At 65.4% G+C, this 24,340-nt stretch carries 22 protein-coding genes; 17 read left to right on the top strand and 5 right to left on the bottom strand.

Translation table 11 applies throughout. From position 1 onward, the window contains the following. The 9 genes from GJ693_RS03315 to GJ693_RS03355 all read left to right on the top strand — a co-directional run. A partial coding sequence (locus tag GJ693_RS03315) for an NAD(P)-dependent oxidoreductase (RefSeq protein ID WP_156254918.1) occupies window positions 1–727 on the top strand: 727 nt, incomplete at its 5' end. After that, window positions 727–1,746, top strand: a complete 1,020-nt coding sequence (locus tag GJ693_RS03320) for an amidohydrolase family protein (protein ID WP_156254919.1) — start codon at window positions 727–729, stop codon at window positions 1,744–1,746. The genes GJ693_RS03315 and GJ693_RS03320, both read left to right, overlap by 1 nt. Beyond that, a complete protein-coding gene (locus GJ693_RS03325; protein WP_235902597.1) occupies window positions 1,743–2,639 on the top strand; it encodes an amidohydrolase family protein in 897 nt (298 codons plus the stop codon). Before GJ693_RS03320 ends, GJ693_RS03325 begins: the two co-directional genes overlap by 4 nt. Further along, the gene (ligA, locus tag GJ693_RS03330; protein WP_156254920.1) at window positions 2,636–3,040 is read left to right on the top strand and encodes a protocatechuate 4,5-dioxygenase subunit alpha; all 405 of its coding nucleotides are present in this window, start codon (window positions 2,636–2,638) and stop codon (window positions 3,038–3,040) included. Before GJ693_RS03325 ends, ligA begins: the two co-directional genes overlap by 4 nt. A gap of 1 nt (window position 3,041) precedes the next feature. Further along, on the top strand, window positions 3,042–3,884 hold the full coding sequence (locus GJ693_RS03335; RefSeq protein WP_156254921.1) for a class III extradiol dioxygenase subunit beta: 843 nt from the start codon (window positions 3,042–3,044) through the stop codon (window positions 3,882–3,884). After that, the gene (locus GJ693_RS03340) at window positions 3,881–4,816 is read left to right on the top strand and encodes a Gfo/Idh/MocA family oxidoreductase (protein WP_156254922.1); all 936 of its coding nucleotides are present in this window, start codon (window positions 3,881–3,883) and stop codon (window positions 4,814–4,816) included. Before GJ693_RS03335 ends, GJ693_RS03340 begins: the two co-directional genes overlap by 4 nt. A gap of 2 nt (window positions 4,817–4,818) precedes the next feature. Further along, window positions 4,819–5,988: a 4-hydroxybenzoate 3-monooxygenase gene (gene pobA, locus GJ693_RS03345; RefSeq protein ID WP_156254923.1), complete on the top strand. Its 1,170-nt coding sequence runs from the start codon at window positions 4,819–4,821 to the stop codon at window positions 5,986–5,988. Further along, complete coding sequence (locus tag GJ693_RS03350) at window positions 5,985–6,968, top strand: aldo/keto reductase (protein WP_156254924.1); 984 nt, start codon at window positions 5,985–5,987, stop codon at window positions 6,966–6,968. The genes pobA and GJ693_RS03350 overlap by 4 nt, the downstream gene beginning before the upstream one ends. A gap of 10 nt (window positions 6,969–6,978) precedes the next feature. Further along, entirely contained in the window at window positions 6,979–7,716 is a 738-nt protein-coding gene (locus GJ693_RS03355; protein ID WP_197041933.1) for an alpha/beta fold hydrolase, read from the top strand. Here GJ693_RS03355 and purU read toward each other — a convergent pair. Continuing rightward, window positions 7,706–8,566: a formyltetrahydrofolate deformylase gene (gene purU, locus GJ693_RS03360; RefSeq protein WP_156254926.1), complete on the bottom strand. Its 861-nt coding sequence runs from the start codon at window positions 8,564–8,566 to the stop codon at window positions 7,706–7,708. The two genes, GJ693_RS03355 and purU, sit on opposite strands and share 11 nt — an antisense overlap. Window positions 8,567–8,649: 83 nt before the next feature. Here purU and GJ693_RS03365 point away from each other — a divergent pair, with 83 nt between their 5' ends. The 3 genes from GJ693_RS03365 to GJ693_RS03375 all read left to right on the top strand — a co-directional run bounded on the left by GJ693_RS03365 (window position 8,650) and on the right by GJ693_RS03375 (window position 11,411). Continuing rightward, window positions 8,650–9,555 carry a methylenetetrahydrofolate reductase gene (locus tag GJ693_RS03365; protein WP_408014541.1) on the top strand — a complete coding sequence of 302 codons (906 nt, stop codon included), beginning with the start codon at window positions 8,650–8,652 and terminating at the stop codon, window positions 9,553–9,555. Window positions 9,556–9,617: 62 nt separating this feature from the next. Then, window positions 9,618–10,091, top strand: a complete 474-nt coding sequence (locus tag GJ693_RS03370) for a MarR family winged helix-turn-helix transcriptional regulator (RefSeq protein WP_156254927.1) — start codon at window positions 9,618–9,620, stop codon at window positions 10,089–10,091. 12 nt (window positions 10,092–10,103) lie between these two features. Beyond that, a complete protein-coding gene (locus tag GJ693_RS03375) occupies window positions 10,104–11,411 on the top strand; it encodes an MFS transporter (protein ID WP_156254928.1) in 1,308 nt (435 codons plus the stop codon). Here the strand turns inward: GJ693_RS03375 and GJ693_RS03380 are convergent. Next, on the bottom strand, window positions 11,408–13,504 hold the full coding sequence (locus tag GJ693_RS03380) for an acetate--CoA ligase family protein (RefSeq protein ID WP_156254929.1): 2,097 nt from the start codon (window positions 13,502–13,504) through the stop codon (window positions 11,408–11,410). The two genes, GJ693_RS03375 and GJ693_RS03380, sit on opposite strands and share 4 nt — an antisense overlap. Further along, window positions 13,505–14,347: a p-hydroxycinnamoyl CoA hydratase/lyase gene (locus GJ693_RS03385; RefSeq protein ID WP_156254930.1), complete on the bottom strand. Its 843-nt coding sequence runs from the start codon at window positions 14,345–14,347 to the stop codon at window positions 13,505–13,507. Between the two features lie 87 nt (window positions 14,348–14,434). On the opposite strand from GJ693_RS03385, the gene GJ693_RS03390 reads away from it, so the two are divergent. Beyond that, window positions 14,435–14,857 carry a MarR family winged helix-turn-helix transcriptional regulator gene (locus tag GJ693_RS03390; RefSeq protein WP_197041934.1) on the top strand — a complete coding sequence of 141 codons (423 nt, stop codon included), beginning with the start codon at window positions 14,435–14,437 and terminating at the stop codon, window positions 14,855–14,857. A 120-nt stretch (window positions 14,858–14,977) separates the two neighbouring features. On the opposite strand, the gene GJ693_RS03395 is transcribed toward GJ693_RS03390, so the two are convergent. Next, window positions 14,978–15,376 carry a nuclear transport factor 2 family protein gene (locus GJ693_RS03395; RefSeq protein WP_235902599.1) on the bottom strand — a complete coding sequence of 133 codons (399 nt, stop codon included), beginning with the start codon at window positions 15,374–15,376 and terminating at the stop codon, window positions 14,978–14,980. Then, complete coding sequence (gene desA, locus GJ693_RS03400; protein ID WP_156254932.1) at window positions 15,373–16,770, bottom strand: syringate O-demethylase; 1,398 nt, start codon at window positions 16,768–16,770, stop codon at window positions 15,373–15,375. Before desA ends, GJ693_RS03395 begins: the two co-directional genes overlap by 4 nt. A gap of 213 nt (window positions 16,771–16,983) precedes the next feature. Here desA and GJ693_RS03405 point away from each other — a divergent pair, with 213 nt between their 5' ends. From GJ693_RS03405 to glgB, 4 genes are all read left to right on the top strand, one after another. Continuing rightward, on the top strand, window positions 16,984–18,681 hold the full coding sequence (locus GJ693_RS03405) for an alpha/beta fold hydrolase (RefSeq protein ID WP_156254933.1): 1,698 nt from the start codon (window positions 16,984–16,986) through the stop codon (window positions 18,679–18,681). A gap of 11 nt (window positions 18,682–18,692) precedes the next feature. Beyond that, window positions 18,693–19,526: an alpha/beta fold hydrolase gene (locus tag GJ693_RS03410; protein WP_235902601.1), complete on the top strand. Its 834-nt coding sequence runs from the start codon at window positions 18,693–18,695 to the stop codon at window positions 19,524–19,526. A 208-nt stretch (window positions 19,527–19,734) separates the two neighbouring features. Next, the gene (locus GJ693_RS03415) at window positions 19,735–22,158 is read left to right on the top strand and encodes a glycogen/starch/alpha-glucan phosphorylase (protein ID WP_156254934.1); all 2,424 of its coding nucleotides are present in this window, start codon (window positions 19,735–19,737) and stop codon (window positions 22,156–22,158) included. 5 nt (window positions 22,159–22,163) lie between these two features. After that, the gene (gene glgB / locus GJ693_RS03420; RefSeq protein WP_156254935.1) at window positions 22,164–24,317 is read left to right on the top strand and encodes a 1,4-alpha-glucan branching protein GlgB; all 2,154 of its coding nucleotides are present in this window, start codon (window positions 22,164–22,166) and stop codon (window positions 24,315–24,317) included. The last annotated feature ends 23 nt before the right edge of the window (window positions 24,318–24,340 follow it).

Genomic DNA, 24,340 nt, shown 5'->3' on the forward strand with positions numbered 1-24,340 from the left:
CTTCTCTATTCTCTCTTTTTCCTTTTCCTTCCCCGTCTTCACCGGCTGCGCCAGCCTGGGCGAGGCGCTGGCCGGCGCGGCGCAGGTGATCAGCGTGGTCATCGCCGATGCCGCCGTGGCCGCTGCCGAAGCCGCCGCGCCGCATCTGTCGGCAGGCAGCTTCTATTTCGACATGAACAGCGTGTCGCCCGGCGCCAAGCAGGCGGCAGCGCGGGCCATCACGGCCGCCGGCGGCCATTATGTCGATACCGCCGTCATGGCGCCGGTAAACCCGCAGCGCCTGGCCGTGCCGCTGCTGCTGGCCGGGCCCGAAGCGGACGCTGGCCAGGTGCGGCTGGCGGCGCTGGGCTTCAGCAATATCCACATCGTCGGCAGCGATATTGGCCGGGCGGCCACCATCAAGATGCTGCGCTCCGTCTTGTTCAAGGGGATGGAAGCGCTGACCGCCGAATGCCTGCTCGCCTGCGACCGCGCCGGGGTGACCGACGAGGTGGTGGCGAGTTTCGGCGCGGGCTTTGCGGAACAGGCCGATTACCGCTTTGACCGTATGCTGGTGCACGGCACGCGCCGCGCCGCCGAGATGGTGGAGGCAGCGAAGACGCTGACCGAACTCGGCATCGAGCCGCTGCTGACCCGCGGCACCATCGCCCGCCAGGCCGATCTGGGCGGGCGCGGCCATGCCCCGCCGCCCGCCGGCCTTGCCGCCAAACTGGAAGCGTTGCGCTGATGATCATCGATTGCCACGGCCATTACACGGTGCTGCCCAAGGCCCATGATGCCTGGCGCGAGGCGCAGGTCGCGGCGTTCAGGGCCGGCACTGCGCCGCCGCCCTATCCCGAGATCAGTGACGACGAGATCCGCCAGACCATCGAAGCCAACCAGCTGCGCCTGATCAAGGAACGCGGCGCCGACATGACGATCTTCTCGCCGCGCGCCAGCGCCATGGCGCCCCACGTGGGCGATCAATCGGTGGCGGTGCCCTGGGCGCAGGCCTGCAACAATCTGATCGCGCGCGTTGTCCGCCTGTTTCCGGAGACGTTCGTGGGCGTGTGCATGCTGCCGCAGTCGCCGGAAGCCGACCTGACGAGTTCAGTGGCGGAGCTGGAGCGCTGCGTGACCGAGCTTGGCTTCATTGGCTGCAATCTCAATCCCGATCCGGGTGGCGGCCATTTCCGGCACCCGCCGCTGACCGATCCTTACTGGTTCCCGCTCTACGAGAAGATGGTGGAACTGGACGTGCCGGCGATGATCCATGTCTCTGGCAGCTGCAATCCGGCCCAGCACGCCACCGGCGCCTATTATATCGCGGCAGACACCATCGCCTTCATGCAGTTGCTGGAAGGCGATCTGTTCAGCCGCTTCCCCACCCTGCGCTTCATCATCCCGCACGGCGGCGGCGCCGTGCCTTATCATTGGGGGCGCTATCGCGGCCTGGCCGACATGCTGAAGAAGCCGGATCTCGCCAGCCACGTGATGAACAACGTGTTTTTCGATACCTGCGTCTATCACCAGCCGGGCATCAATCTCCTGGTGGACGTGATTGATTCCAAGAACATCTTGTTCGGCAGCGAGATGGTGGGGGCAGTGCGCGGCATCGATCCGACGACGGGCCATTATTTTGATGACACGAAGCGCTATATCGATGCGCTGCCGGTGGGTGAGGACGTGCGCCACGCCATCTTCGAAGGCAATGCGCGCCGGGTGTTCCCGCGCCTCGATGCCCAGCTGAAGGCGCGCGGGCGATGAGCTTCACCATGGATGCCGACTGGCTGCCCTTCCACCCCAGCCCGAAGCGGCCGGACTTCGTGCTGCCGGCCGGCGCGGTTGACGCGCATTGCCATGTCTTCGGGCCGGGCGATGTGTTCCCCTATGCGCCGGAGCGCAAATACACGCCGTGTGATGCCGGCAAGGAGCGACTGTTCGCGCTGCGCGATCATCTCGGGCTGGCGCGCAACGTGGTGGTGCAGGCCACCTGCCACGGTGCCGACAACCGGGCGATGCTGGATGCGCTCAGGGCCTCGAATGGCCAGGCGCGGGGTGTGGCGACGGTGCGCGCCGATGTGAGCGGTGACGAACTGGCGGAGATGCACGCGGCCGGCGTGCGCGGCGTGCGCTTCAACTTCGTCAAGCGGCTGGTCGATCCCAAACCCGATGCGCACTACCACCGCATCATCGAGAAGATCGCGCCGCTGGGCTGGCACATCGTTATCTATTTCGAGGCCGCCGACCTGGAAGAGCGCTGGGCCTTCTTCACGTCCTTGCCCACGATCGTCGTCGTCGATCACATGGGCCGGCCGGATGTGACCAAGCCCGTCGACGGGCCGGAGTTCGGCCGATTCCTCGAGTTCATGGCGCATGACAATGTCTGGTCAAAGGTCAGCTGCCCGGAACGGCTGAGCCGCAGCGGCCCGCCGGGCTATGACGACGTCATTCCCTTTGCGCGGATGGTGGTGGCGCGCTTCCCGGACCGTGTGCTGTGGGGCACTGACTGGCCGCACCCCAACTTGAACATGGTTGGCCATATGCCCGATGATGGCGCACTGGTCGATCTGATCCCGCGCATCGCGCCGACGCCGGAACTGCAGCAGGGGCTGCTCGTCGACAACCCGATGCGCCTGTATTGGCCGGAGGACGCATGACCCAGGATATTCACGCCTATCTGGCCGAGTTCGACGATATCCCCGGCACCCGCGTCTTCACCGCGGCGCGGGCGCGCAAGGGTTACTGGATCAACCAGTTCGCCATGAGCCTGATGAAGGCCGACAACCGCGCCCGCTTCAAGGCCGACGAGCGCGCTTATCTGGATGAATGGGCGATCTCCGAAGCGGCGAAGGCGGCGATTTTGGCACGGGATTACAACGCGTTGCTCGATATGGGCGGCAATATCTATTATCTCGCCAAGCTGTTTTCCACCGACGGCATCCCGTTTGCCGAAGCGGTCTCCACCATGACCGACATGAGCTGGCCCGAATATCGCGAGATGATGATGCAGGGTGGCCGCTCGCCCGAGGGCAATCGGTCCATCAAGGGGGGTTATTGAGATGGCGCGCATCACGGCCGGTGTCGGCTCCAGCCATGTGCCTCTGCTCGGCGTCGCGGTGGACCAGGGCAAGACCGGCGACGCGTATTTCGGCCCGATCTTCAAGGGCTATGAGTGGACGCGGGCCTGGGAGCAGGACCAGAAGCCCGACGTGGTCATCCTCGTCTACAATGATCACGCCTCGGCCTTTGATGCCAACATCATCCCCACCTTCGCCATCGGCTGCGGCGAACGCTACAAGTCAGCCGACGAGGGCTGGGGGCCGCGGCCGGTGCCGGATGTGATCGGCCATCCCGATCTCGCCTGGCACATCGCCCAGAGCCTGATCCTCGATGATTTCGACATGACCATCATCAACGAGATGGACGTGGATCATGGCCTCACCGTGCCGCTGTCGATGATGTTCGGCCAGCCCGAGGCCTGGCCGGTGAAGGTGGTGCCGCTGGCGGTGAATGTCGTCACCTACCCGGTGCCGTCGGGCAATCGCTGCTGGGCGCTGGGCGAGGCCATCGCGCGGGCCGTTGCCAGCTTCCCCGAGGATCTCAATGTGCAGATCTGGGGCACTGGCGGGATGAGCCACCAGCTGCAGGGCCCGCGCGCCGGCCTTTTGAACCGCGAGTGGGACAATCGCTTCATGGACATGCTGATCGGCGACAGCGATGCCGCCCGCCACATCCCGCACATCGAATATCTGCGCGAGACCGGCAGCGAAGGCATCGAGATGGTGATGTGGCTGATCATGCGCGGCGCGCTGGGCAAGGTGACGCGCTGCCTGCACCGCCACTACCATATCCCGTGCAGCAACACGGCCATCGGCCATCTGGTATTGGAGCCCGCATCGTGAGAATTGCCCTCGCCGGCGCCGGCGCCTTCGGGGAAAAGCACCTCGACGGCCTGAAGACTATCGACGGTGTCGAAATCGTCTCGATCATCAGCCGCACCGCCGAACAGGCCGCCGCCGTCGCCGCCAAATATAGCGCGAAGCACAGCTCCACCGAGCTGGAGGATGCGCTGGCCCGCGACGATGTCGATGCGGTGATCCTGTGCACCCCCACCCAGATGCATGCCGCACAGGCCATCGCCTGCATGGCGGCGGGCAAGCATGTGCAGGTCGAGATCCCGCTCGCCGATAGCTGGGCGGAGGCCGAGGCGGTGCTGAAGATGCAGCAATCGACCGGCCTCGTCTGCATGGTCGGCCACACGCGGCGGTTCAACCCGTCGCACCAATATGTGCACAACCGCATCACGGCCGGCGACTTCACCGTCCAGCAGATGGACGTGCAGACCTATTTCTTCCGCCGCAAGAACATGAACGCCAAGGGCCAGCCGCGCAGCTGGACCGATCATCTGCTCTGGCACCACGCCGCCCACACGGTCGATCTGTTTGCGTATCAGGCCGGGCCGATCGTCAAGGCCAATGCCATCGAAGGGCCGCACCACCCGGAACTGGGCATCGCCATGGACATGTCGATCCAGCTCAAGGCCGCCAGCGGCGCCATCTGCACGCTCAGCCTGTCGTTCAACAACGACGGGCCCTTGGGCACCTTCTTCCGCTACATCGGGGACACCGCCACCTATATCGCGCGCTATGACGACCTGGTCGACGGCAAGGAAAACCCGATCGACGTGTCGGGTGTCGCCGTCTCCATGAACGGCATCGAGCTGCAGGACCGCGAGTTCATCGCCGCCATCCGCGAAGGCCGCGAGCCCAACAGCTCGGTGGCGCAGGTGCTGCCCTGTTACAAGGTGCTGCATGATCTGGAGCAGCAGTTCTGAGCATGAAGACCGGGGTTGCCATCATCGGCGCCGGGCCGGCGGGGTTTCTGCTTGGCCATCTGCTGCGCGCCGAAGGCATTGAGTGCGTCGTGGTGGAGCGCGCTGCGCCCGAGTATGTGCTGGGCCGCATCCGCGCCGGCGTGCTGGAACAGACCACCACCGATCTGCTGCGCCGGCTCGGCCTTCATGAACGGCTGGATGCCGAAGGGCTGGTGGAGGCAGGCTTCTGCCTCGCCGATGGCGAGCGGCTGATCCGCATCGACACGCAGGCGCTGACCGGCAAGACCGTCACCGTCTATGGCCAGACCGAAGTGACCCGTGATCTGATGGACGCGGCTCCGGCGCGCGGGCTGGAGGTGATCTACAACGCCGGCGACGTGACGCTGCACGATATCGAGAGCGATGCGCCGTCCGTCACCTTCACGCATAATGGCGTGGCCCAGCGCATCGAGGCCCGTTTCATCGCTGGCTGCGACGGCTTCCACGGCCCGTCGCGCCGGGCGATCCCGGCCAGAGCCGGCCGCGAGGTGGAGCGTGTCTATCCCTTCGGCTGGCTTGGCATATTGGCCGATGTGCCGCCGTGCCACGACGAGCTGATCTACGCCAACCACGAACGCGGCTTCGCGTTGGCCTCGCTGCGCTCAAAGGCGCGTAGCCGTTATTATATCGACGTGCCGATGACGGAAGACGTGGCCAACTGGCCGGACGACCGGCTGTGGGACGAACTCGCCGTGCGGCTGGGCCCCGAGGCGGCGGCCGGCATGACGCGCGGCCCGGCGATCGAGAAGAGCATTGCCCAGCTGCGCTCCTATGTGTTCGAGCCGATGCGCCATGGCAGCTTGTTCCTCGCTGGCGATGCCGCCCATATCGTGCCGCCCACCGGCGCCAAGGGCCTCAATCTCGCCGCGTCCGACGTCACCTATCTGTCAGACGCGCTGATCGGCTGGTTCAAGCGTCATGACAATGACGCCATTGCCGGCTATTCGGCACGGGCATTGGCGCGCGTGTGGAAATGCGAGCGCTTCAGCTGGTCGCTGACCCGGCTGATGCACCGCTTCCCTGGCGATGGCCCGTTCGAACGGGCGATGCAGGTGGCGGAACTCGACTATATCGCCAACAGCGTCGCGGCGCAGACCGCCATTGCCGAAAATTATGTGGGATTGCCGCTATGAGGATGATCAACGGCCGCGCCGTCAATCCGGTCGGGCTGGGCTGCATGTCATTGAGCTGGGCCTATGGCGTGCCGCCGGCTGAAGCCGATGGCATCCGCCTGCTGCACCGCGCGCTGGAGATCGGCTATGACCATTTCGACACCTCCAACATCTATGGGCTCGGCCACAACGAAAGCCTCATCGCCAAAGCCATCAAGGGCAAGCGCGACAGGCTGTTCCTGGCCAGCAAGATGGGCATCATTGTCGACGGCCCGCGCCGCGGCATCGATTGTTCGCCGGCCGCCATCCATCGCTGCATCGATGAATCGCTCTCCCGGCTGGAGACCGACCATATCGATCTCTATTATCTCCACCGCTTCGATCCCAAGGTGCCGATTGCCGACATGATCGGCGCGCTGGCCGAACTGGTGCAGGCCGGCAAGATCGGCAGCATCGGCGTGTCGGAATGGTCGGCCGCCCATATCCGCGAAGCCCATGCCGTCCACCCGATTGCCGCTGTGCAGACCGAATATTCGCCGATGACCCGCAATCCCGAGATTGCCGTGCTGGAGACCTGCCGCGAACTCGGCATCACGTTCGTCGCCTTTTCGCCAGTCGGGCGCGGCGCGCTGGCCAATGGTCTGGCTGATCCGGCGGCGCTCAATGAGCGCGACATCCGTCGCAACTTCCCGCGCTTCCAGCCCGATCACTGGCCGCACAACCAGGCACTGATTGCTGAATATAATGCGCTGGCCGCCGCCAACGGGGTGACACCGGCACAATTGTCGCTGGCCTGGGTGCTGGCGCGCGGCCCGCACGTGGTCGCCATTCCCGGCACCGCCCAGATCGCCCACGTGGAGGAGAATATCGCCCGCTGGGACTGGCAGATCCCGGCCGAGGTGATGGCGGCCGTCGATGCGCTGATAAACCAGTCGAGCGTCTCCGGCCCGCGCTATGGCCCGGCCATGCAGGCGACCATCGACACCGAAGATTTCGCCTGAGCCCGGCTATATGGCGAGCTTCATCCTGATCCACGGCAGCTGGCACGGCGGCTGGTGCTTTGATGCCGTCAAGGCGCTGCTGGAAGCCGAAGGCCACGAGGTGATCGCGCCCGATCTGCCCGGCATGGGCGGCGACGAGGCGGGCTTGCGCGCCGTCACCTTGGCCGGCTGGGCCGCGTTTGCCGCCGATCTGTGCCGCAGCGCCAGCCAACAGCCGGTGGTGCTGGCCGGGCACAGCCGCGGCGGCATCGTCATCAGCCAGGCTGCCGAATTGGCGCCCGAGGCGATGGATGCGCTCGTTTATCTCTGCGCCATGATGCTGCCCGGCGGCATGTCGCGCGCGGCGTTCAAGGCGCTGGAGGAGCCCAATCCGGATTTCGAGGCGATCATCGCGCCGGTGCACGGCGGCGCTGGCACCAGCGTCGATCCGGAGCGCGGCCGGGCCGTGTTCGCGCAACTGTCTCCGCCTGAGCAGGTGGACGCCGCCATGCAGCGGCTGGTGGCGGAACCGGGCGGCCCGCGGTCAACGCCGCTGCAGCTGACGGCCGAACGCTTTGGCCGGCTCCCGCGCACTTATGTCGAATGCCGGAACGACCGCACCATCCTGCTGTCGAGCCAGCGCAAGATGCAACAACTGGTGCCGGGCGCCACGGTGGTCAGCCTCGATGCCGATCACTCGCCCTATCTGTCGCGGCCGCGCGAGGTGGCGCAGGCGCTGATTGACGCCGCGAACACCGTTACGCGCTGAACACCACCGTCTTGTTGCCATTCAGCAGCACGCGGTCCTGCAGATGCAAATGGACGGCGCGGGCCAGCACCCGCCGTTCGATATCGCGGCCCTTGCGCACCAGATCATCCGGCGTGTCGGCATGGCCGATGGGCTCCACATCCTGGTGGATGATCGGGCCTTCATCCAGATCGGCGGTCACATAATGCGCGGTCGCGCCGATCATCTTGACGCCGCGGGCATGGGCCTGGTGATAGGGCTTGGCACCCTTGAAGCCGGGCAGGAAGCTGTGGTGGATATTGATGCAGCGGCCCGACAGGAAGGCCGCCATGTCGTCTGACAAGATCTGCATGTAACGGGCCAGCACCACCAGTTCGGCGCCGCTGTCGGCCACCAGCTGCTTCACCTGGGCTTCCTGTTGGGCCTTGGTGTCCTTGGTGACGGGCAGGTGGTGGAAGGGGATATCGTCCATCAGCGAGATGCTGAGCGCCGCCTTCGGATGGTTGCAGACGATGCCGACCGGCTCCATCGGCAGTTCACCGATGCGGTGGCGGTAGAGAAGATCGCCCAGGCAATGGTCGAACTTGGAGACCATCAGCAGCACGCGGCGCTTCTCATCGGCATGGCGCAGCGTCCACTCCATCTGGTTGGCCTTGGCATAGCCGGCAAAGCCCGTCTCGAACCGGTCGCGATCGGCGCCGCCCGGCAGTTCGAACGCCACGCGCATGAAGAAACGCTGACTTTCGGTGTCATTATATTGCTGGGAATCGAGGATGTTGCCGCCATTCAGCGCCAGCATCTGAGCGACGCCCGCCACCAGGCCCGGCCGGTCGGGACACACCAGCGTGAGGACGAAATGCGGGCCGGGCATGCGATCTTTCCTTCTTGATTATCGTTTGTGTTACATACAAAAAATGCTATGGCCTGCCCAGCGAAAATATCGGGTGGGAAATAGTGACAGAACCCAGTCTGGCAGCCAAAACACTCGCAGAACGTCTGATCCACCCGGCCTGGGGCACACGGCCGGTGCGCATCACCGATGGCTTCTCGCTGGAAATGACGGCGAAAGATATAGCCCAGTTGCACGAGGCCGCCCCGGCGATCCCGGCTGACACGCCGCTGTCGGTCACCTTCCTGCCGGGTGAGGAGATGGCGGCGCGGGTGGCGGCCACCGTTGCGGTGCGCCAGCTGGGTTTCGAGCCGATGCCGCATTTTTCGGCCCGCCGCATCCTGTCGGAAGATGATTTCGAGGCCTATCTGCGCAGGGTCGTGGTGGAGGCCGGGGTGGAGCGCTGCTTCATTGTCGCCGGCGATCCGCCGGCGCCGATCGGGCCCTATTTCGACACCATGGCGCTGATCGAGACCGGTGCCTTCGAACGGTCCGGCATCAAGGCCATCGGCATCGGCGGCCATCCCGAAGGCCATCCGGTGATGACGCCGCAGCAGTGCTGGGACGTGCTCGACGCCAAGGTAACGGCCATCCAGGCGCGCGGCATGGCGGCGCTGATCGTCACCCAGTTCGGCTTTGATGCCGAGGCGCAACTGGCCTGGCTTGTGGAGTTGCGCCAGCGTGGCATCGACGTGCCGGTGCGCATTGGCATTCCCGGCCCGGCCGGCATCAAGCGGCTTTTGGGCTTTGCCGCGCGCTGCGGGGTGGGGGCCTCCACCGCCGTCCTGAAGAAATATGGCATCTCGGTCACCAACCTGCTCGGCACGGCCGGGCCGGACAAATTGGTCGACGAGTTTGCCCGCCGGCTGGGCGATGAACACGGCCCGATGCGGCTGCATTTCTATCCCTTTGGCGGCCTCAAGGCGACGCTTGACTGGATCCACGCCTATGAGCGGCGGGTGGCCGGGTGAGCGCGGCAGCGCGCCCCTCGACAGGCTTCGCTGGCGCCACTAACGATCCCGCAGGAGGCGGGATGAAGACACGCAAGGAGGTGCTGGCGGCGACGACGCTGCCAGCCGACGGCGACGATGATATCGGCGAGATCAACGAGATCGTCGGTTTCCACATCCGCCTGGCCTATGGCGCGGTCTATCGCCATTTCACCGAGACGTTCAGCGATCTTGATCTCACCCAGAAGCAGGTTTCGGTGCTGTGGCTGATCGGCGACCATCCCGATATCGCCCAGACCGATCTCGCTCGCCGCATGCGCATGGACCGGGCGACGACCATGGCCATCGTCAACCGGCTGCAGGATCGCGGCCTGTTGGTGCGCGGCAAATCGGCCAGCGATGGCCGCAAGCAGACTCTGAACCTCACCGCCGCTGGCCAGTCCATCCTGGTCACCGCCAAGGACGCGATCCGCGCCCACGAAGAGTGGCTGAAGGCGCGCTTCACGCCGGCCGAAGTGGCGACGCTGATCGAATATCTCACCCGTATCCACCAGTAGGCGGGACAAGAAATGCCGGGCACCACCGCGAAGAGCCGAATTGAACAGGGCCGCATGGGCCGCTGGCAGTGGCTGGCCGTCGCCATCACCGTTGGCCTCAACGGGCTTGATGGCTTTGACGTGCTGTCGATCAGCTTCGCCTCGCCGGGCATCGCCAAGGATTGGGGCGTCGATCAGGCGACCCTGGGCTGGGTGCTGTCGATGGAGCTGCTCGGCATGGCCATCGGCTCGATCCTCTTGGGCGGCGTCGCTGACAAGATCGGTCGGCGGCCGACCATCCTCGGTTGCCTTGCCGCCATGGCCATCGGCATGTGGAGCGCCGGCCAGGCCGGCAGCGTGATGGTGCTCCTGGGCTGGCGTTTGCTCACCGGGTTGGGCATCGGCGGCATGCTGGCGGCGATCAATGCAGCGGCGGCGGAAGTGTCCAATCTGCGCTGGCGCAGCCTGGCCATGGCGCTGATGGTGATTGGCTATCCCATCGGCGGGGTGATCGGCGGACTGGGCGTGCAGGCCATCTATGGCAGCGGCGGCACGTGGCACGACGTGTTCACCATGGGCGCCATCGCCACGGCGCTGTGCATCCCGCTGGTGTGGTTTGGCCTGCCCGAAACCACCGCCTGGCTCGATCGCAAGCAGCCCGCCGGCGCGCTCGACCGCATCAACCGTACGCTGAAGCATTTCGGCCATGCGGCGGCCGACGCGCTGTCGGAACTGAGCGCGGACGATCAGAAGGGCTCGCTCGCCGATATCTTCAAGCCCGGCCTGATCGGGGTGACCCTGCTGATCACGCTGGCCTATTTCGCCCACATCACCAGCTTCTATTTCGTGCTGAAATGGGTGCCCAAGATCGTCGTCGATCTGGGCTTCGAGCCGCGCGCGGCGGCGGGCGTGCTGACCTGGGCCAATGTCGGCGGGGCCAGCGGCGGCGCCGTATTGGGCCTGCTCGCCACCCGCATCGGCCTCAAGCGTGTCACCATTGGCGCGCTGCTGATCTCGGTCGGCGTGGTGGTGTGGTTCGGCCAGGGCGCCCGCGATCTCACGCAGCTGGCGACGGTGGTGGGCATCACCGGCTTCTTCACCAACTCGGCGATTGTCGGCCTCTATTCGCTGTTTGCCATCATCTTCCCGACGCATGTGCGCGCCACTGGCACCGGCTTTGCCATCGGCGTGGGCCGCGGCGGCGCGGCTCTGGCGCCGGTGTTGGCCGGCTATCTGTTCCAGGCCGGCTTTGCGCTGTCGACGGTGGCGATGGTGATGGCTTGCGGCTCGCTGGTGGCGGCGCTGGCGCTGATCGCGCTGAAGGAAAGCCGCAGCGTCTAATCCACCAGCATCAGCGCATCGAGCGCGACCAAGCCCTGAGGGGTGAGGATCACCGGGTTGAGATCGATTTCCCGGATGCTGGGATTGCCGGCGAGAATCTCGCCGAGCCGCACCACCAGGCCGGCGAGGGCCGGCAGATCGAGCGGCGGGCTGCCGCGCCAGCCGGTGAGCAGGGGCGCCTGCTTCAGCTTCAGCAGTTCGGCGATCACCTGGTCTTCGCTGAGGCCGGGCGCGATCAGCCGCACGTCCTGCAAGATCTCGGCCGTCACCCCGCCAAGGCCGGCCAGCACCACCGGGCCCCATTCCGGATCATGGCGGGCGCCGATGATCATTTCGGTGCCGCGCGCGCCCATCGCTTCGATCAGCACGCCGTCGAGGCGGATATTGGCGTCGTAGGCGGCGACATTGGCATGGATGCGGGTGAAGGCGGCACGCACGGCGGCGTCGTCCGCCAGGTTCAGCAGCACGCCGCCGGCATCGCTCTTGTGGCCGAGTGCGGCGGCCTGCGCCTTCATGGCCACCGGATAGCCGATGGCCTCGGCGGCTGCGACAGCGTCGTCGGCGCTGGTGGCGAAGCGGCCTTTCGGAAAGGGGATGCCCTCCAGCAGGGCCTTGGCGCGATATTCGGGGATTACGCCGGTGAGGCCCGCAAGCCCGGCGATTGGTGCCGCCGGCGTGAGGGGGCCAGGCGTTGCGGCCGGTGCGACCAGCCGGGCAAGCGCACGTAGGGCGCGTTCTGTGCTGGGGAACCAGGGGATGCCGGCGGCGCGCAGCGCGGCGATGCGTTCGGGCGGCACGTCGGCGCCTTCATCGAGGCCGGCAAAGATGACCGGCTTGGTGAGGGTGCGGCCCTCGATCGCCGCCATGATCGGCGGAAACTTGATGGCCGAGGTGACCGGATCGGACTGGATGATGCCGGCGACGATGCTGCCGACGCGCGCATCATCGAGCAGGGCGGACAGGATATCGGTGTAGATTTGCGGGTTGGACAGGCCGTAGGCGGTGAGATCGAGCGGGTTGGAGACCGGCACGAAATCCGGCAGGGCGGCGCGCAGGGCCGGGCTGTCGGCATCGCCCAGCGGTGCCAGCGCCAGGCCCAATTGTTCGGCCAGATCGAGGGTGAGCGCCTTGAACGCACCGGATTCGCCCAGCACGGCCGCACCAGGGCGGGGCAGGGCGGGGCAGCGCAGGGCGATCTCGGCAATGTCGCCCAGTTCCTCCAGCGTTTCGGCAAACACCACGCCCGCTGCGCCGACCTGGGTGCGCATCAACTGGTAATCGCCGGCCATGGCGCCAGTGTGGGTGGCGGCGCTCTCGCGCGCTGCGCCCGAGGTGCCGGGGTGGAGCAGCACGACCATCTTGCCGGCCGCTCGCAGCGCCCGCGCCGCGGCGAGGAAGGCGCGCGGCTGGCGGAACTGCTCGACGATCATCGCCACAACCTGCGTGTGCGGATCATTCACCAGCCAGGCGACATAATCCTCGACGCCGCTGGCTGCCTCGTTGCCGGTCGAGACCGAATAGGAGACCGGCACGTCTCGGGCGAGCAAGATGGTGGCCAGCACGGCCGCCATCGCGCCCGATTGCGAGATGATGGCGGCGCCGGGGCCGGATGGCGGGCGACAGCGGGTTTCGACGAAGGTGAGCGGCACCCGGTCGACATAGTTCACGCAGCCCAGGCAGTTCGGTCCTTCGATCACCATGCCGGCGTCGGCCGCGATGTGGGCAATCTCGCGCTGCTCGGCCAGCCCCTCGGCGCCGGCCTCGGCAAAGCCGGCGGCATAGATGACCGCGGCGCCGACCTTGCGCGCCGCCAGCGCTTCGAGCGTCGCCAGCACCGCTGGGCGTGGCACCGCCAGCACGGCGCAATCGACGCCGTTGGGCAGCGCCTCGACTGACGGCAGGCAGGGCAGGCCGGCGATGCTCTCGCGATTGGGATTGATCAGATGGATCGGCCCGGCAAAGCCATTGGCCTGGAGGTTGGAAAGCAGGGTCGCCCCCAGCGCGCCCGGCTTGTCGGAGGCGCCGACAATTGCCACCGATCGCGGCCGCAGCAGCCGGTCAAGCTGGCCGGCGGTGAAGCGCCTCCGGCTCATTCAGCGCTGGACTTTGCTGGTGTCGAACGTGCCCAGACCGGGCTTGAACGATTTCTCGTCGAGGAACTGGCGGGTGGCCTCCGACCGGGCCTCGGCGCCGCCAAAGCTGTGCAGCGCTTCCTGGGCGCGGATCTGGTAATCCAGCGCGCTGTCATAGGTCATGTCGACCATGCGCCGCATCGTCCACTTGGTGGCGCGCAGGGCGTGGCCGTCCTTCTTCTTCAGCACCTCGGCGATTTCCAGCACGCGCGCCAGCAGCTTGTCCGCCGGCACCGCTTCGGTGACCAGGCCCTGCTCGGCGGCCTGCTTGCCGCTGAGATTCTCGCCCATCATGGCGTGATACATCGCCTTCCTGAACGGCATCAGTTCCTGCGCCACTTTCGACGCGCCGCCGCCGGGCAAGATCCCCCAGTTGATTTCCGACAGGCCGAACTGCGCGTCTTCGGCGGCGATGGCGATGTCGCAGCCGAACAAGGGCCCGTAACCGCCGCCGAAACACCAGCCGTTGATCATGGCGATGGTCGGCTTTTCATACCAGCGCAGCCGTTCGAACCAGCCATAGGATTCGCGCTGGGCCTTGCGCACCGCCCACAGGCCCTTTTCCTCGTTCTCGCGGAAATATTCCTGCAGATCCATGCCGGCCGACCAGGCCTTGCCCTCGCCGGTGAGCACCAGCACCTTCACGTCGTCACGAAATTCCAGCTCTTCCAGCACCTTCTTCATCTGCCGGTTGAGCTTGGGGCTCATGCAGTTGCGCTTTTCCGGGCGGTTGAACTTCACCCAGGCGATGCCATCCGCAACCTCCCAGGCGACCGTGTCTTCTTCGCTGCGCTCAACCGTCATCTGCCTGTCCCTCGAGTCTGATTGCTATGTTATATGACATAGCGATTTTGGTTGAAGCCAGCAAGCCCTGCGTTTATGGGAGGGGCCATGGACGATCCGCTTCGCCAGCTGCCCGGCTATCTGTTGCGGCGTGCATCGACCGCGATGATGGCGCGGCTGCACGAGCGGCTGGCGCCCTTTGATCTGCGCCCGGCCGAGGCCAGCCTGCTGCGGTTGATCGGGGAACGCGCGCAGCTCACCCAGAGCGAGGCCGGCCGCATCATGGGCATCCAGCGTGCCAACATGGCGCCGCTGACGGCGCGACTGGAAGCGCGCGGCCTGATCTCGCGGCTGCCGATGAGCGGGCGCGCCCAGGCCCTGGCGTTGACTGGTGCCGGCCGGGCGCTGCTCGATCAGGTGCAGGCGGCCTTTGCCGCGCAGGAAGACGAGATCATGGCGCGGGTGCCAGAGCCGCTGCGCCCGCACGTGCGGCCGATCCTGCTGGCAATCTGGGGGCCGGACGCGGAGTGAAGTCGCGGGCAGAACACGCAAACACACGTCGCCCCGGACTTGATCCGGGGCCCCGCTTGATTGGCGCAGAGAGAAGCGGGGCCCCGGATCAAGTCCGGGGCGACGATCCAATTAAAGTGGTCAGATAAAATCGAGGCTGCCGCGCCGTTCGACGAAGCGCCACGTTCCGTCTTCACGCACCATCACGTCGGCATAGCTGCCAACCAGCGGCGGCTGGTCACTGGCGGTGAACAGCATGATCTGGCTGCTCGCCGTGGCATTGTCCGCGTCCAGCAACGTCACCCTGATGTTGGCGCAGATATGGCGGGTGGTGCGCGGTGGCCGGGCGCAGAAGCTGGCGAGGATCGCGTCGCGGCCTTCGATGAAATCGTCGGGCGCGGTTGGGCGGCTCATGCGACCGCTGGCGACATAGAGCGCCGCCACCGTGTCCCAGTCAGCGGCGTCGATGGCGGCGGCATAATCGAGGATCAGCCGTTCGCAGGCGCGCTCGGCAATGATCCGCTCAATCGCGTCCATCATGCCGACTTGGTGCGCCAGCTGTCGGCATAGCTGGTGCGCGCCACTTCCGAATAGGGGACCGCGGCAACCACGGCCTTGATCGTCACCTGGCGGTGCGGCTCCACGGTCGGCTTGCTGGTGCCGCCATCGGGCTCGCCCCACACCAGCTCGACTTCGGTGCCTGGCGTGGCGACCGCTTCATCGACCATGGCCAGGGTGAGGATCTTGCCCTCGTTGGCGCTGTAGCCGATCCAGGTCGACAGGCCGACGAGCTTGCCGTCCTGCTCGACTCGGTCGAACGGGTGCATGGCATAAACCGCGCTGGGGAATTCCATGTACTTGGGTCGCAGTTCGCCCTTGGTGAACATGCCGAACAGCATGTTGGTCACCGACACGTCGTCCAGCGCCAGCGTCACCTTGCGGCGGTGCGGGCCGGCGGCCATCTTTTCCAGTGCCTCGCGGCCGATGAAGTCGTGATCGAACTTCACGAACAGGCCATAGCCCAGGTCCCACGGGGTCAGGTAATAGCCTTCGACGCTGTCGGGCACATAGGAGCCGCCAACCGACGCCTTGTATTCATAATGGCGCTCGCCCAGCCATTCGCGATAGGGGCGCAGCGCCTCGCCGGTGTAGATGCCGGGCAGCGGGGAGGGAATCCAGCCCGATTCCAGCGTGTTCGACGAATAGGTGCGGCCGCCGACCAGCTTCATGCCGTGCGCCTTGCCGGCCTCGACCAGGGCCGCGTGCACGGCCTCGCGCTCGGCCCAGGGGCCCATCAGCTCGTAACCGGGCTGGCCGGCCATGCCGTGGCGCAGGGCATGGACCTGGCAGCCGCCGATCGTCATCCAGCACATGTTGAAGAACTTGAGATCGGGCGCCGGCGCGCCGGTGGCGTCCGCAATCACCTTGGCGGCGTTCGGGCCCTGGATCTGGTAGCGATAATGGCGGCGGTTTTCCGGATCGGGGCGCACGGCGGTGCGCTCGTCATAGGTCAAGGTCACGTCGCTGCGGCCTTCGCCATGGAACATCAGCCAGTTCAGCGTGGGGGCGCGGCCGACGAGGTTGAACTTTTCCTCGGCCAGGTAGAACAGGATGACGTCGCCGATGACATGGCCATAGGGCGTCACCGGCACGAACTGCTTGGCCTTGTTGGGGGCAAAGCCCTTGAAGCTGTTGATGCCGAGGCCATTGAGGAATTCGAAGGCGCCGGGGCCTTCGACCATCAGTTCGGCCATGTGATAGCTCTGGTTGAACAGCACGCAGGTCTCTGCCCAGGCCCGCTGTTCGTCACGCCAGTTGGAGAATTCGGCCGGCACGCCCGGATAGACATTGGGGCCGACCTGCTGGTTGCGCAGCAGCGTCACGATATCGGGCGTTTCGTTCAGCAGTGCCTGCAGCGAGCGGTGACCGGCCATGTTTCCCTCCAGATTCGTGCCCACCCCCGGGCAATGCGACGGCGCTCTAGGCCCTACGCTGGCGGCTTGTCAATTTTTTTGTATGTGACACATACGACCTCTTGGCCGCGCCGGTGCGCGCTGATGTGCCTGCGTTGACCCGGCGCGCAATTGCCGACATGAACCGGGTTGAGGGTGATCGCCGGGTTACGGCGTGGGAGGAAAGGCAGCGAGATGGCCAAGAAGGGCGTTGATCTGGGGGGCGCGGATGAGGCCGGCGCGGCAAGCGGCGGCGGGTTGAACCCCATCGTTGGCATTGCGCGCGAGGATATATTGGGCGCGGTGACGATGATGCTGCGCGAGACGGTGGGCAATCCGGCCAACAGCTTCAAGCACATGAAGGCCTTCACCAGTGATGTGGCCGATATCATCACCGCCAAGTCGAGCATCGCGCCCGATCCCAAGGACAAGCGCTTCACGGATCCGGCGTGGCAAGCCAACCCGATGTATCGCATGACCATGCAATATTATCTAGCCAGCCAGAAGCATGTGAAGAACTGGGTGGCCGACATGAAGGTGGACGAGATGGAGCGGGCCCGCGCCAACTTCGTGTCTGCCATGATCATGGACTCGCTGGCGCCGTCGAACACGCTGGCCGGCAACCCGTCGGCGGTGAAGAAGGCGATCGAAACCGGCGGCCAGTCGCTGATGAACGGCCTCAAGAACGCCTATAACGATATCATGTACAATGACGGCATCGTCTCCCAGGTGGACAAGAAGCCGTTCAAGCTGGGCGAGAATATCGCCGTGCAGCCCGGCGCCGTCATCCACCGCACCGAGATGCTGGAGCTGATCCAGTATGCGCCGACGACCGAGCAGGTGCACGAGACCCCGCTGCTCGTGATCCCGCCGCAGATCAACAAGGCCTATCTGAACGATTTGACGCCGGACAAGAGCATGATCCGGTACCAGCTTTCCCAGGGCCTGCAGCCGTTCCTGATCAGCTGGCGCAACCCCACGATCGAGCACCGCGATTGGGGCCTTAATGATTATGTCAATGAGATCATCAAGGCCATCGATGTCATCTGTGAGGTAACGGGCAGCGACAAGGTCAACCTGTCGGGCGGCTGCTCGGGCGGCATCACGCTCTCCACCCTGCTCTCCAAGATGAAAGCGCGCGGCGACAATCGCGCCAACAGCGCCACGCTGATGGTGTGTGTGCTGCATCCCAAGCGCGACGACAGCGAAGTGGGCGCGCTGGTGTCCGATCACGGCATCAAGCTGGCGCGCGAGCGCTCGGCGAAGAAGGGCATCCTCGAAGGCACGTCGCTCAGCCGCATGTTTGCCTGGCTGCGCCCCAACGACTTGGTGTGGAACTATGTCGTGAACAATTATCTGCACGGCGAGGATCCGCCGGCGTTCGACATCCTGTTCTGGAACAACGACAGCACCAACCTGACCGCGGCGCTGCATTCGGATTATCTGCGCATCTATGAAGAGCAGCCGTTCGTGAACCACGGCAAGTCCAACATTGCCGAGCATGATCTGGACATCAGCAAGGTCGATTGCGACCTGTTCATCCTGGGCGGCGTGACCGATCACATCACGCCGTGGAAGGCCTGCTATCGCTCCACCCAGTTGTTCGGCTCCAAGAATATCGAGTTCATCCTGTCGCACTCCGGCCATATCCAGGCGATCATCAACCCGCCGGGCAATCCGAAGGCCAAATATTATCGCGCGGCCGGCGTGCAGCCGCCGCCGACGCCGGAAAAATGGCTGAAGGCGGCCGAGGAGTTCGCTGGCAGTTGGTGGCCGCTGTGGGCTGGGTGGCTGAAGGACCGCTCTGGCAACCTGAAGCCGGCGCCGGGCGTATTGGGCAACGAGGCGCACCCGCCCGGCGACAAGGCCCCCGGCCGTTACGCCTTCGATTGAAAGGACCTGCCATGACGTCCAGCCATACCCCCGAATTTCACATGAAGCAGGTGGATGGCCGGACGTTGCGGGTGGCGCGCTGGCCGGCGCGCACAGGGGCCGGGGCCAACCGGCCGTTATTGTTCTTCAACGGCATCGGCGCCAATATCGAGCTGATGGCGCCGTTGCCGGAGCGGCTGGATGATCGTGAGGTCATCACTTTCGACATGCCGGGGGTGGGGGAATCGCCCGATCCGCTGCTGCCCTATCGCCCGTGGATGATCGCCCGCATTGCCGAGCAGATCATCAGCGATTTCGGCCATGACAAGGTTGACGTGATGGGGGTGAGCTGGGGCGGCGGCATGGCCCAGCAGTTCGCCCTGCAATATCCGGGGCGCACCGGGCAGCTGGTGCTCGCCGCCACATCGGCTGGCATGCTGATGGTGCCCGGCAAGCTGGCGGCGCTGTCGAAGATGGCGGATCCGCGCCGTTACACCGATCCCGAATTCATGCTGAAGAATTTCCGCACGCTTTATGGCGGCACCACTGATGGTGCCGGCGGCCATGCCGACCGCATCAAGCCGCCCAGCATGAGGGGCTATCTGGGCCAGCTGGCAGCAATGCTGGGCTGGACCAGCGCGCCCTTCCTGCCGTTTCTGGGCGCGCGGACGCTGATCCTGATGGGCGATGATGACCAGATCGTGCCGGTGGCCAATGGCACCATCCTGAAGACCCTGATCCCCAATGCCGAAATGACGATCATCAACGGCGGCGGGCATCTGTTCCTGGTCAACCAGGCCGAAGAGACGATCGGCCTGATCCGCGACTTCCTGGGTTCCGGCCGGCCGTTGCGCGCCGTCGCCTGAACAGCCCCATCGGGGCTGAACCTGGCTTTTGGGCCGCACAAGACCCTGCCGCTGGCGATGAATACGAATCCGCGGGTCATTCGCCTGTTGCCGGATCGCGCGCGGCCGGCATAGTCAGGCATGAGGAAGGATGGCTGAATATGATTGACCGTTGCGCCCGTCTCGGGTTGATGTGAACGTTCCCTTCGCGCCAAGGAGAAGTGCCCGCATGCCGCCCCGACCCAATCCCAAGGCCGAGCAGCTGGAAGCGCGCATCGTTGATGTGCTGCGCCACCGCGTCGGCAAGGATGAGCGCGCCGCCAAGCCGCACGACTGGTACACGGCGGCGGCACTGGCATTGCGCGACGAGGTCATCGATCTGTGGATGGAATCAACCCAGCGCACCCACGCGGCCGGCGCCAAGCGCGTCTATTATCTCAGCCTCGAATTCCTGATCGGCCGCCTGCTGCGCGATGCCATTTCCAACCTTGGCCTTGGTCGTGAGATGGAACAGGCACTGCGATCGCAAGGGCTCGATCTGGCCGCGCTGGAGGATCTAGAACCGGATGCGGCGCTGGGCAATGGTGGCCTTGGCCGCCTGGCAGCCTGCTTCATGGAGAGCCTCGCCAGCCTCGACATCCCCGCCTATGGCTATGGCATCCGTTATGTGAACGGCATGTTCCGCCAGCGCATCGATGATGGCTGGCAGGTGGAATTGCCGGAAACCTGGCTGGCGCACGGCAATCCCTGGGAATTCGAACGGCGCGAGAGCTGCTATCGCATCGGCTATGGCGGCGAGGTGATCGCCAAGGGCGCGGCCGGCGGCGAAGCGGTCGACTGGAAACCGGCCGAAGTGGTGGAGGCCACCGCGGTGGACACGCCCGTGGTTGGCTGGCGCGGCCGCCGCGTCAACACGCTCCGGCTGTGGACGGCGACGGCGCTTGATCCGATCCGGCTGGATGCCTTCAACGCCGGTGACCACTTCGGCGCGCTGGCCGATCAGATGCGCGCCGACAGCCTTGTGCGGGTGCTCTATCCGGCCGATTCCAGCCCGGCCGGGCAGGAACTGCGGCTGCGGCAGGAGTATTTCTTCACCTCGGCTTCCATCCAGGACATTTTGCGCCGCCACGTCCAATATCATGGCGATATCCGCACCCTGCCCGACAAGGCGGCGATCCAGCTCAACGACACCCACCCGGCGGTGGCGGTGGCTGAGATCATGCGGCTGCTGGTGGATCAATATGCGCTGGAATTCGACGAGGCGCTGGACGTCACCCGCCGCACTGTCGCCTACACCAATCACACGTTGCTGCCCGAGGCGCTGGAAAGCTGGCCGCTGCCGCTGTTCGAGCGCATGCTGCCGCGGCACATGCAGATCATCTATGCCATCAACAGCCGCATCCTGCGCGATGCCCGCCGCCAGGGCATGGACGATGGCGAGATCGCCGCGATCTCGCTGATCGACGAGAATGGCGAGCGGCGGGTGCGCATGGCCAATCTGGCCTTTGCCGGCGCCCACAGCGTCAACGGTGTGGCCGCGCTGCACACCGATCTGATGAAGACGACGGTGTTTTCGGCGCTCAACAAGCTGTTCCCGGGCAAGATCAACAACAAGACCAACGGGGTGACACCGCGGCGCTGGCTGCAGCAGTGCAACCCGGCCCTGACCGCCACCATCCGCGACGCCATCGGCGACAGCTTCCTGGATGATGCCGAGCAGTTGCAGGCGCTGGATGATCTGGCCGGCGACGCCGCGCTGGGTGAGCGCATTGCCGAGGTGAAGCGCAGCAACAAGGTGGCGCTGGTGGCGCATCTGAAGGATCTAACCGGCATCAGGCTGAACCCGGACGCGCTGTTCGACGTGCAGATCAAGCGCATTCACGAATACAAGCGGCAGCTCTTGAACCTGATCGAGACCGTCGCGCTGTATGACCAGATCCGCAGTCATCCGGAGCGGGATTGGGTGCCGCGCGTAAAGATCTTCGGCGGCAAGGCCGCGTCGAGCTATCACAACGCCAAGCTGATCATCAAACTGGCCAACGACATTGCGCGCCGCGTCAACAGCGACCCGTCGGTGGGCGGGCTGCTGAAGCTGGTGTTCGTGCCCAACTACAACGTGTCGCTCGCCGAACGCATCATTCCGGCGGCTGACCTGTCGGAGCAGATTTCGACAGCGGGCATGGAAGCCTCGGGCACCGGTAACATGAAGTTCGCGCTGAATGGCGCGCTCACCATCGGCACGCTGGATGGCGCCAATATCGAGATCAAGGACCGGGTGGGCGACGAGAATATCATCATCTTCGGCCTCACCGCCGACGAGGTCGCCGAGAAGCGCGCCAATGGCTACAATCCGCGCGCCGTGATCGAGGGTTCGCGCGAGCTGCACCAGGCCGTGGAGGCGATCGCCTCGGGCGTGTTCTCGCCCGACGACCCGGCGCGCTATCGCGGCCTGATGGACGGTCTCTACAGCCACGACTGGTTCATGGTCGCAGCCGATTTCGACGCCTATGCCGCCGCCCAGCGCGCGGTGGACCAGCGCTGGCATGACCAGGCCGGCTGGCGCACCGCGGCGCTCAGGAATATCGCCAATGTCGGCTGGTTCTCGTCCGACCGCACCATCGCCGAATATGCGAAGGATATCTGGAAAGTCTGAGGGCCATGCAGCCACCGGGGGAGGCGATTGCAGCACTGCTGGACGGCACCCACGCCGATCCCTTTGCGCTGCTCGGTGTGCATGATGGCCCGGAAGGACCGTTTGCCCGCGCCATCCTGCCCGGCGCGGAGACGGCGGTGGCGCACAGCCTGTCCGGCACGACGCTCGGCGCCCTGTCCCGTGTCGATGATCGCGGCCTGTTCGAAGGCCGGCTGAAGGGCAAGCGCCAGCCGGTCAAATATCACTGCCAGGCCGGCGGCCACGCCTGGTGGGTGACCGATCCCTACAGTTTTGGCCCGGTGCTGGGCCCGATGGACGATTTCCTGATTGCCGAGGGCACGCACCTCAGGCTGTTCGACAAGCTGGGCGCGCATCTGATTGATCATGAAGGCGCGAGCGGCGTGCATTTCGCGGTGTGGGCGCCCAATGCGCGCTTTGTCAGCGTGGTCGGCGATTTCAACGATTGGGACCATCGCCGTCACCTGATGCGCCGCCGCGTCGATATCGGCGTGTGGGAAATCTTCGTGCCCGATATCGGGGCGGGCCGGGCCTATAAATACCGCATTGTCGGCCCGGATGGCACGGTGCTGCCGCTGAAGGCCGATCCCTATGCGCTGGCGTCGGAATTGCGACCGAAGACGGCCTCCCTCACCGCCCGGCCCGCCAAGCCGGATTGGGGCGATGCCGCCCACCGCGCCCACTGGGCCAGCATCGATCCGCGCCGGGTGCCGATGGCGATCTATGAAGTCCATCCCGGCTCGTGGCGGCGCGATGCCAACGGCTGGTTCCAGACCTGGGACGCGATGGCCGAAACCCTGATCCCCTATGCGGTCGAGATGGGCTTCACCCACATCGAATTCCTGCCGGTGTCCGAACATCCCTATGATCCGAGCTGGGGCTATCAGACCACTGGCCTTTACGCCCCGTCGGCCCGCTTCGGCGATGTCGCCGGCTTTGCGCGTTTCGTCGATGGCGCCCACCGTGCCGGGATCAGCGTGTTGATCGATTGGGTGCCGGCGCATTTCCCGACTGACGCGCATGGCCTGGCGCATTTCGACGGCACCGCGCTGTTTGAACATGAAGACCCGCGGCTGGGCTTCCACCCTGACTGGAACACCGCCATCTACAATTTCGGCCGGCGCGAGGTGATGGCCTTCCTGGTCAACAACGCCTTGTTCTGGGCCGAATATTATCATGTCGACGGCCTGCGCGTCGATGCCGTCGCTTCGATGCTCTACCGCGATTACAGCCGCAAGGCTGGCGAATGGATCCCCAACGAACAGGGCGGCCGCGAGAATTGGGAGGCGGTCGAATTCCTGCGCGCCATGAACAAGGCGCTCTATGGAAGTCACGCCGGCATCGTGACGATCGCCGAGGAATCGACCAGTTGGCCCGGTGTTTCAAAGCCCGCCCACGAAGGCGGGCTGGGCTTCGGCTTCAAATGGAACATGGGCTTCATGCACGACACGCTGCAATATATGGCGCGTGACCCGATCCATCGGAAACATCACCACGACGAGATCACCTTCGGCCTGGTCTATGCCTTTGCCGAAAATTTCGTGCTGCCGCTGAGCCATGACGAGGTGGTGCACGGCAAGGGCAGTTTGCTCACCAAGATGGCCGGCGACGACTGGCAGAAATTCGCAAACTTGCGCGCTTATTATGGCCTGATGTGGGGCTATCCCGGCAAGAAACTGCTGTTCATGGGCCAGGAATTCGCCCAGCGCCGCGAATGGAGCGAGGAGCGCGCGCTCGATTGGGAGCTGCTGGACGCGCCCGCGCACGCCGGCATCCAGCGCCTGGTACGCGATCTCAATCGCCTCTACCGCGAAACCCCGGCGCTCCATGCCCGCGATTGCGAAGCGGAAGGCTTTGAATGGCTGGTGGTGAACGACAATGAAGCCAGCGTCTTTGCCTGGCTGCGCAAGGCGCCGGGCGCAAAGCCGGTGGCGGTGATCAGCAACATGACGCCCGCCGTGCACAGCCATTACCGCCTGCCGCTGCCCCACGATGGCGTGTGGCGCGAGGTGCTGAACAGCGATGCCGCAATCTATGGCGGCAGCGGCCAGGGCAATCTGGGCCAGATCACGGTGACAGACGGCGCGGCCCACGTCATCCTGCCACCATTGGCGACACTGATGTTTGCGTATGAGGGATAAGTGACCGCCAGAACGGCGGCATG

It is taken from the genome of Sandarakinorhabdus oryzae, from assembly GCF_009733735.1.
GTDB lineage: Bacteria > Pseudomonadota > Alphaproteobacteria > Sphingomonadales > Sphingomonadaceae > Sandarakinorhabdus > Sandarakinorhabdus oryzae.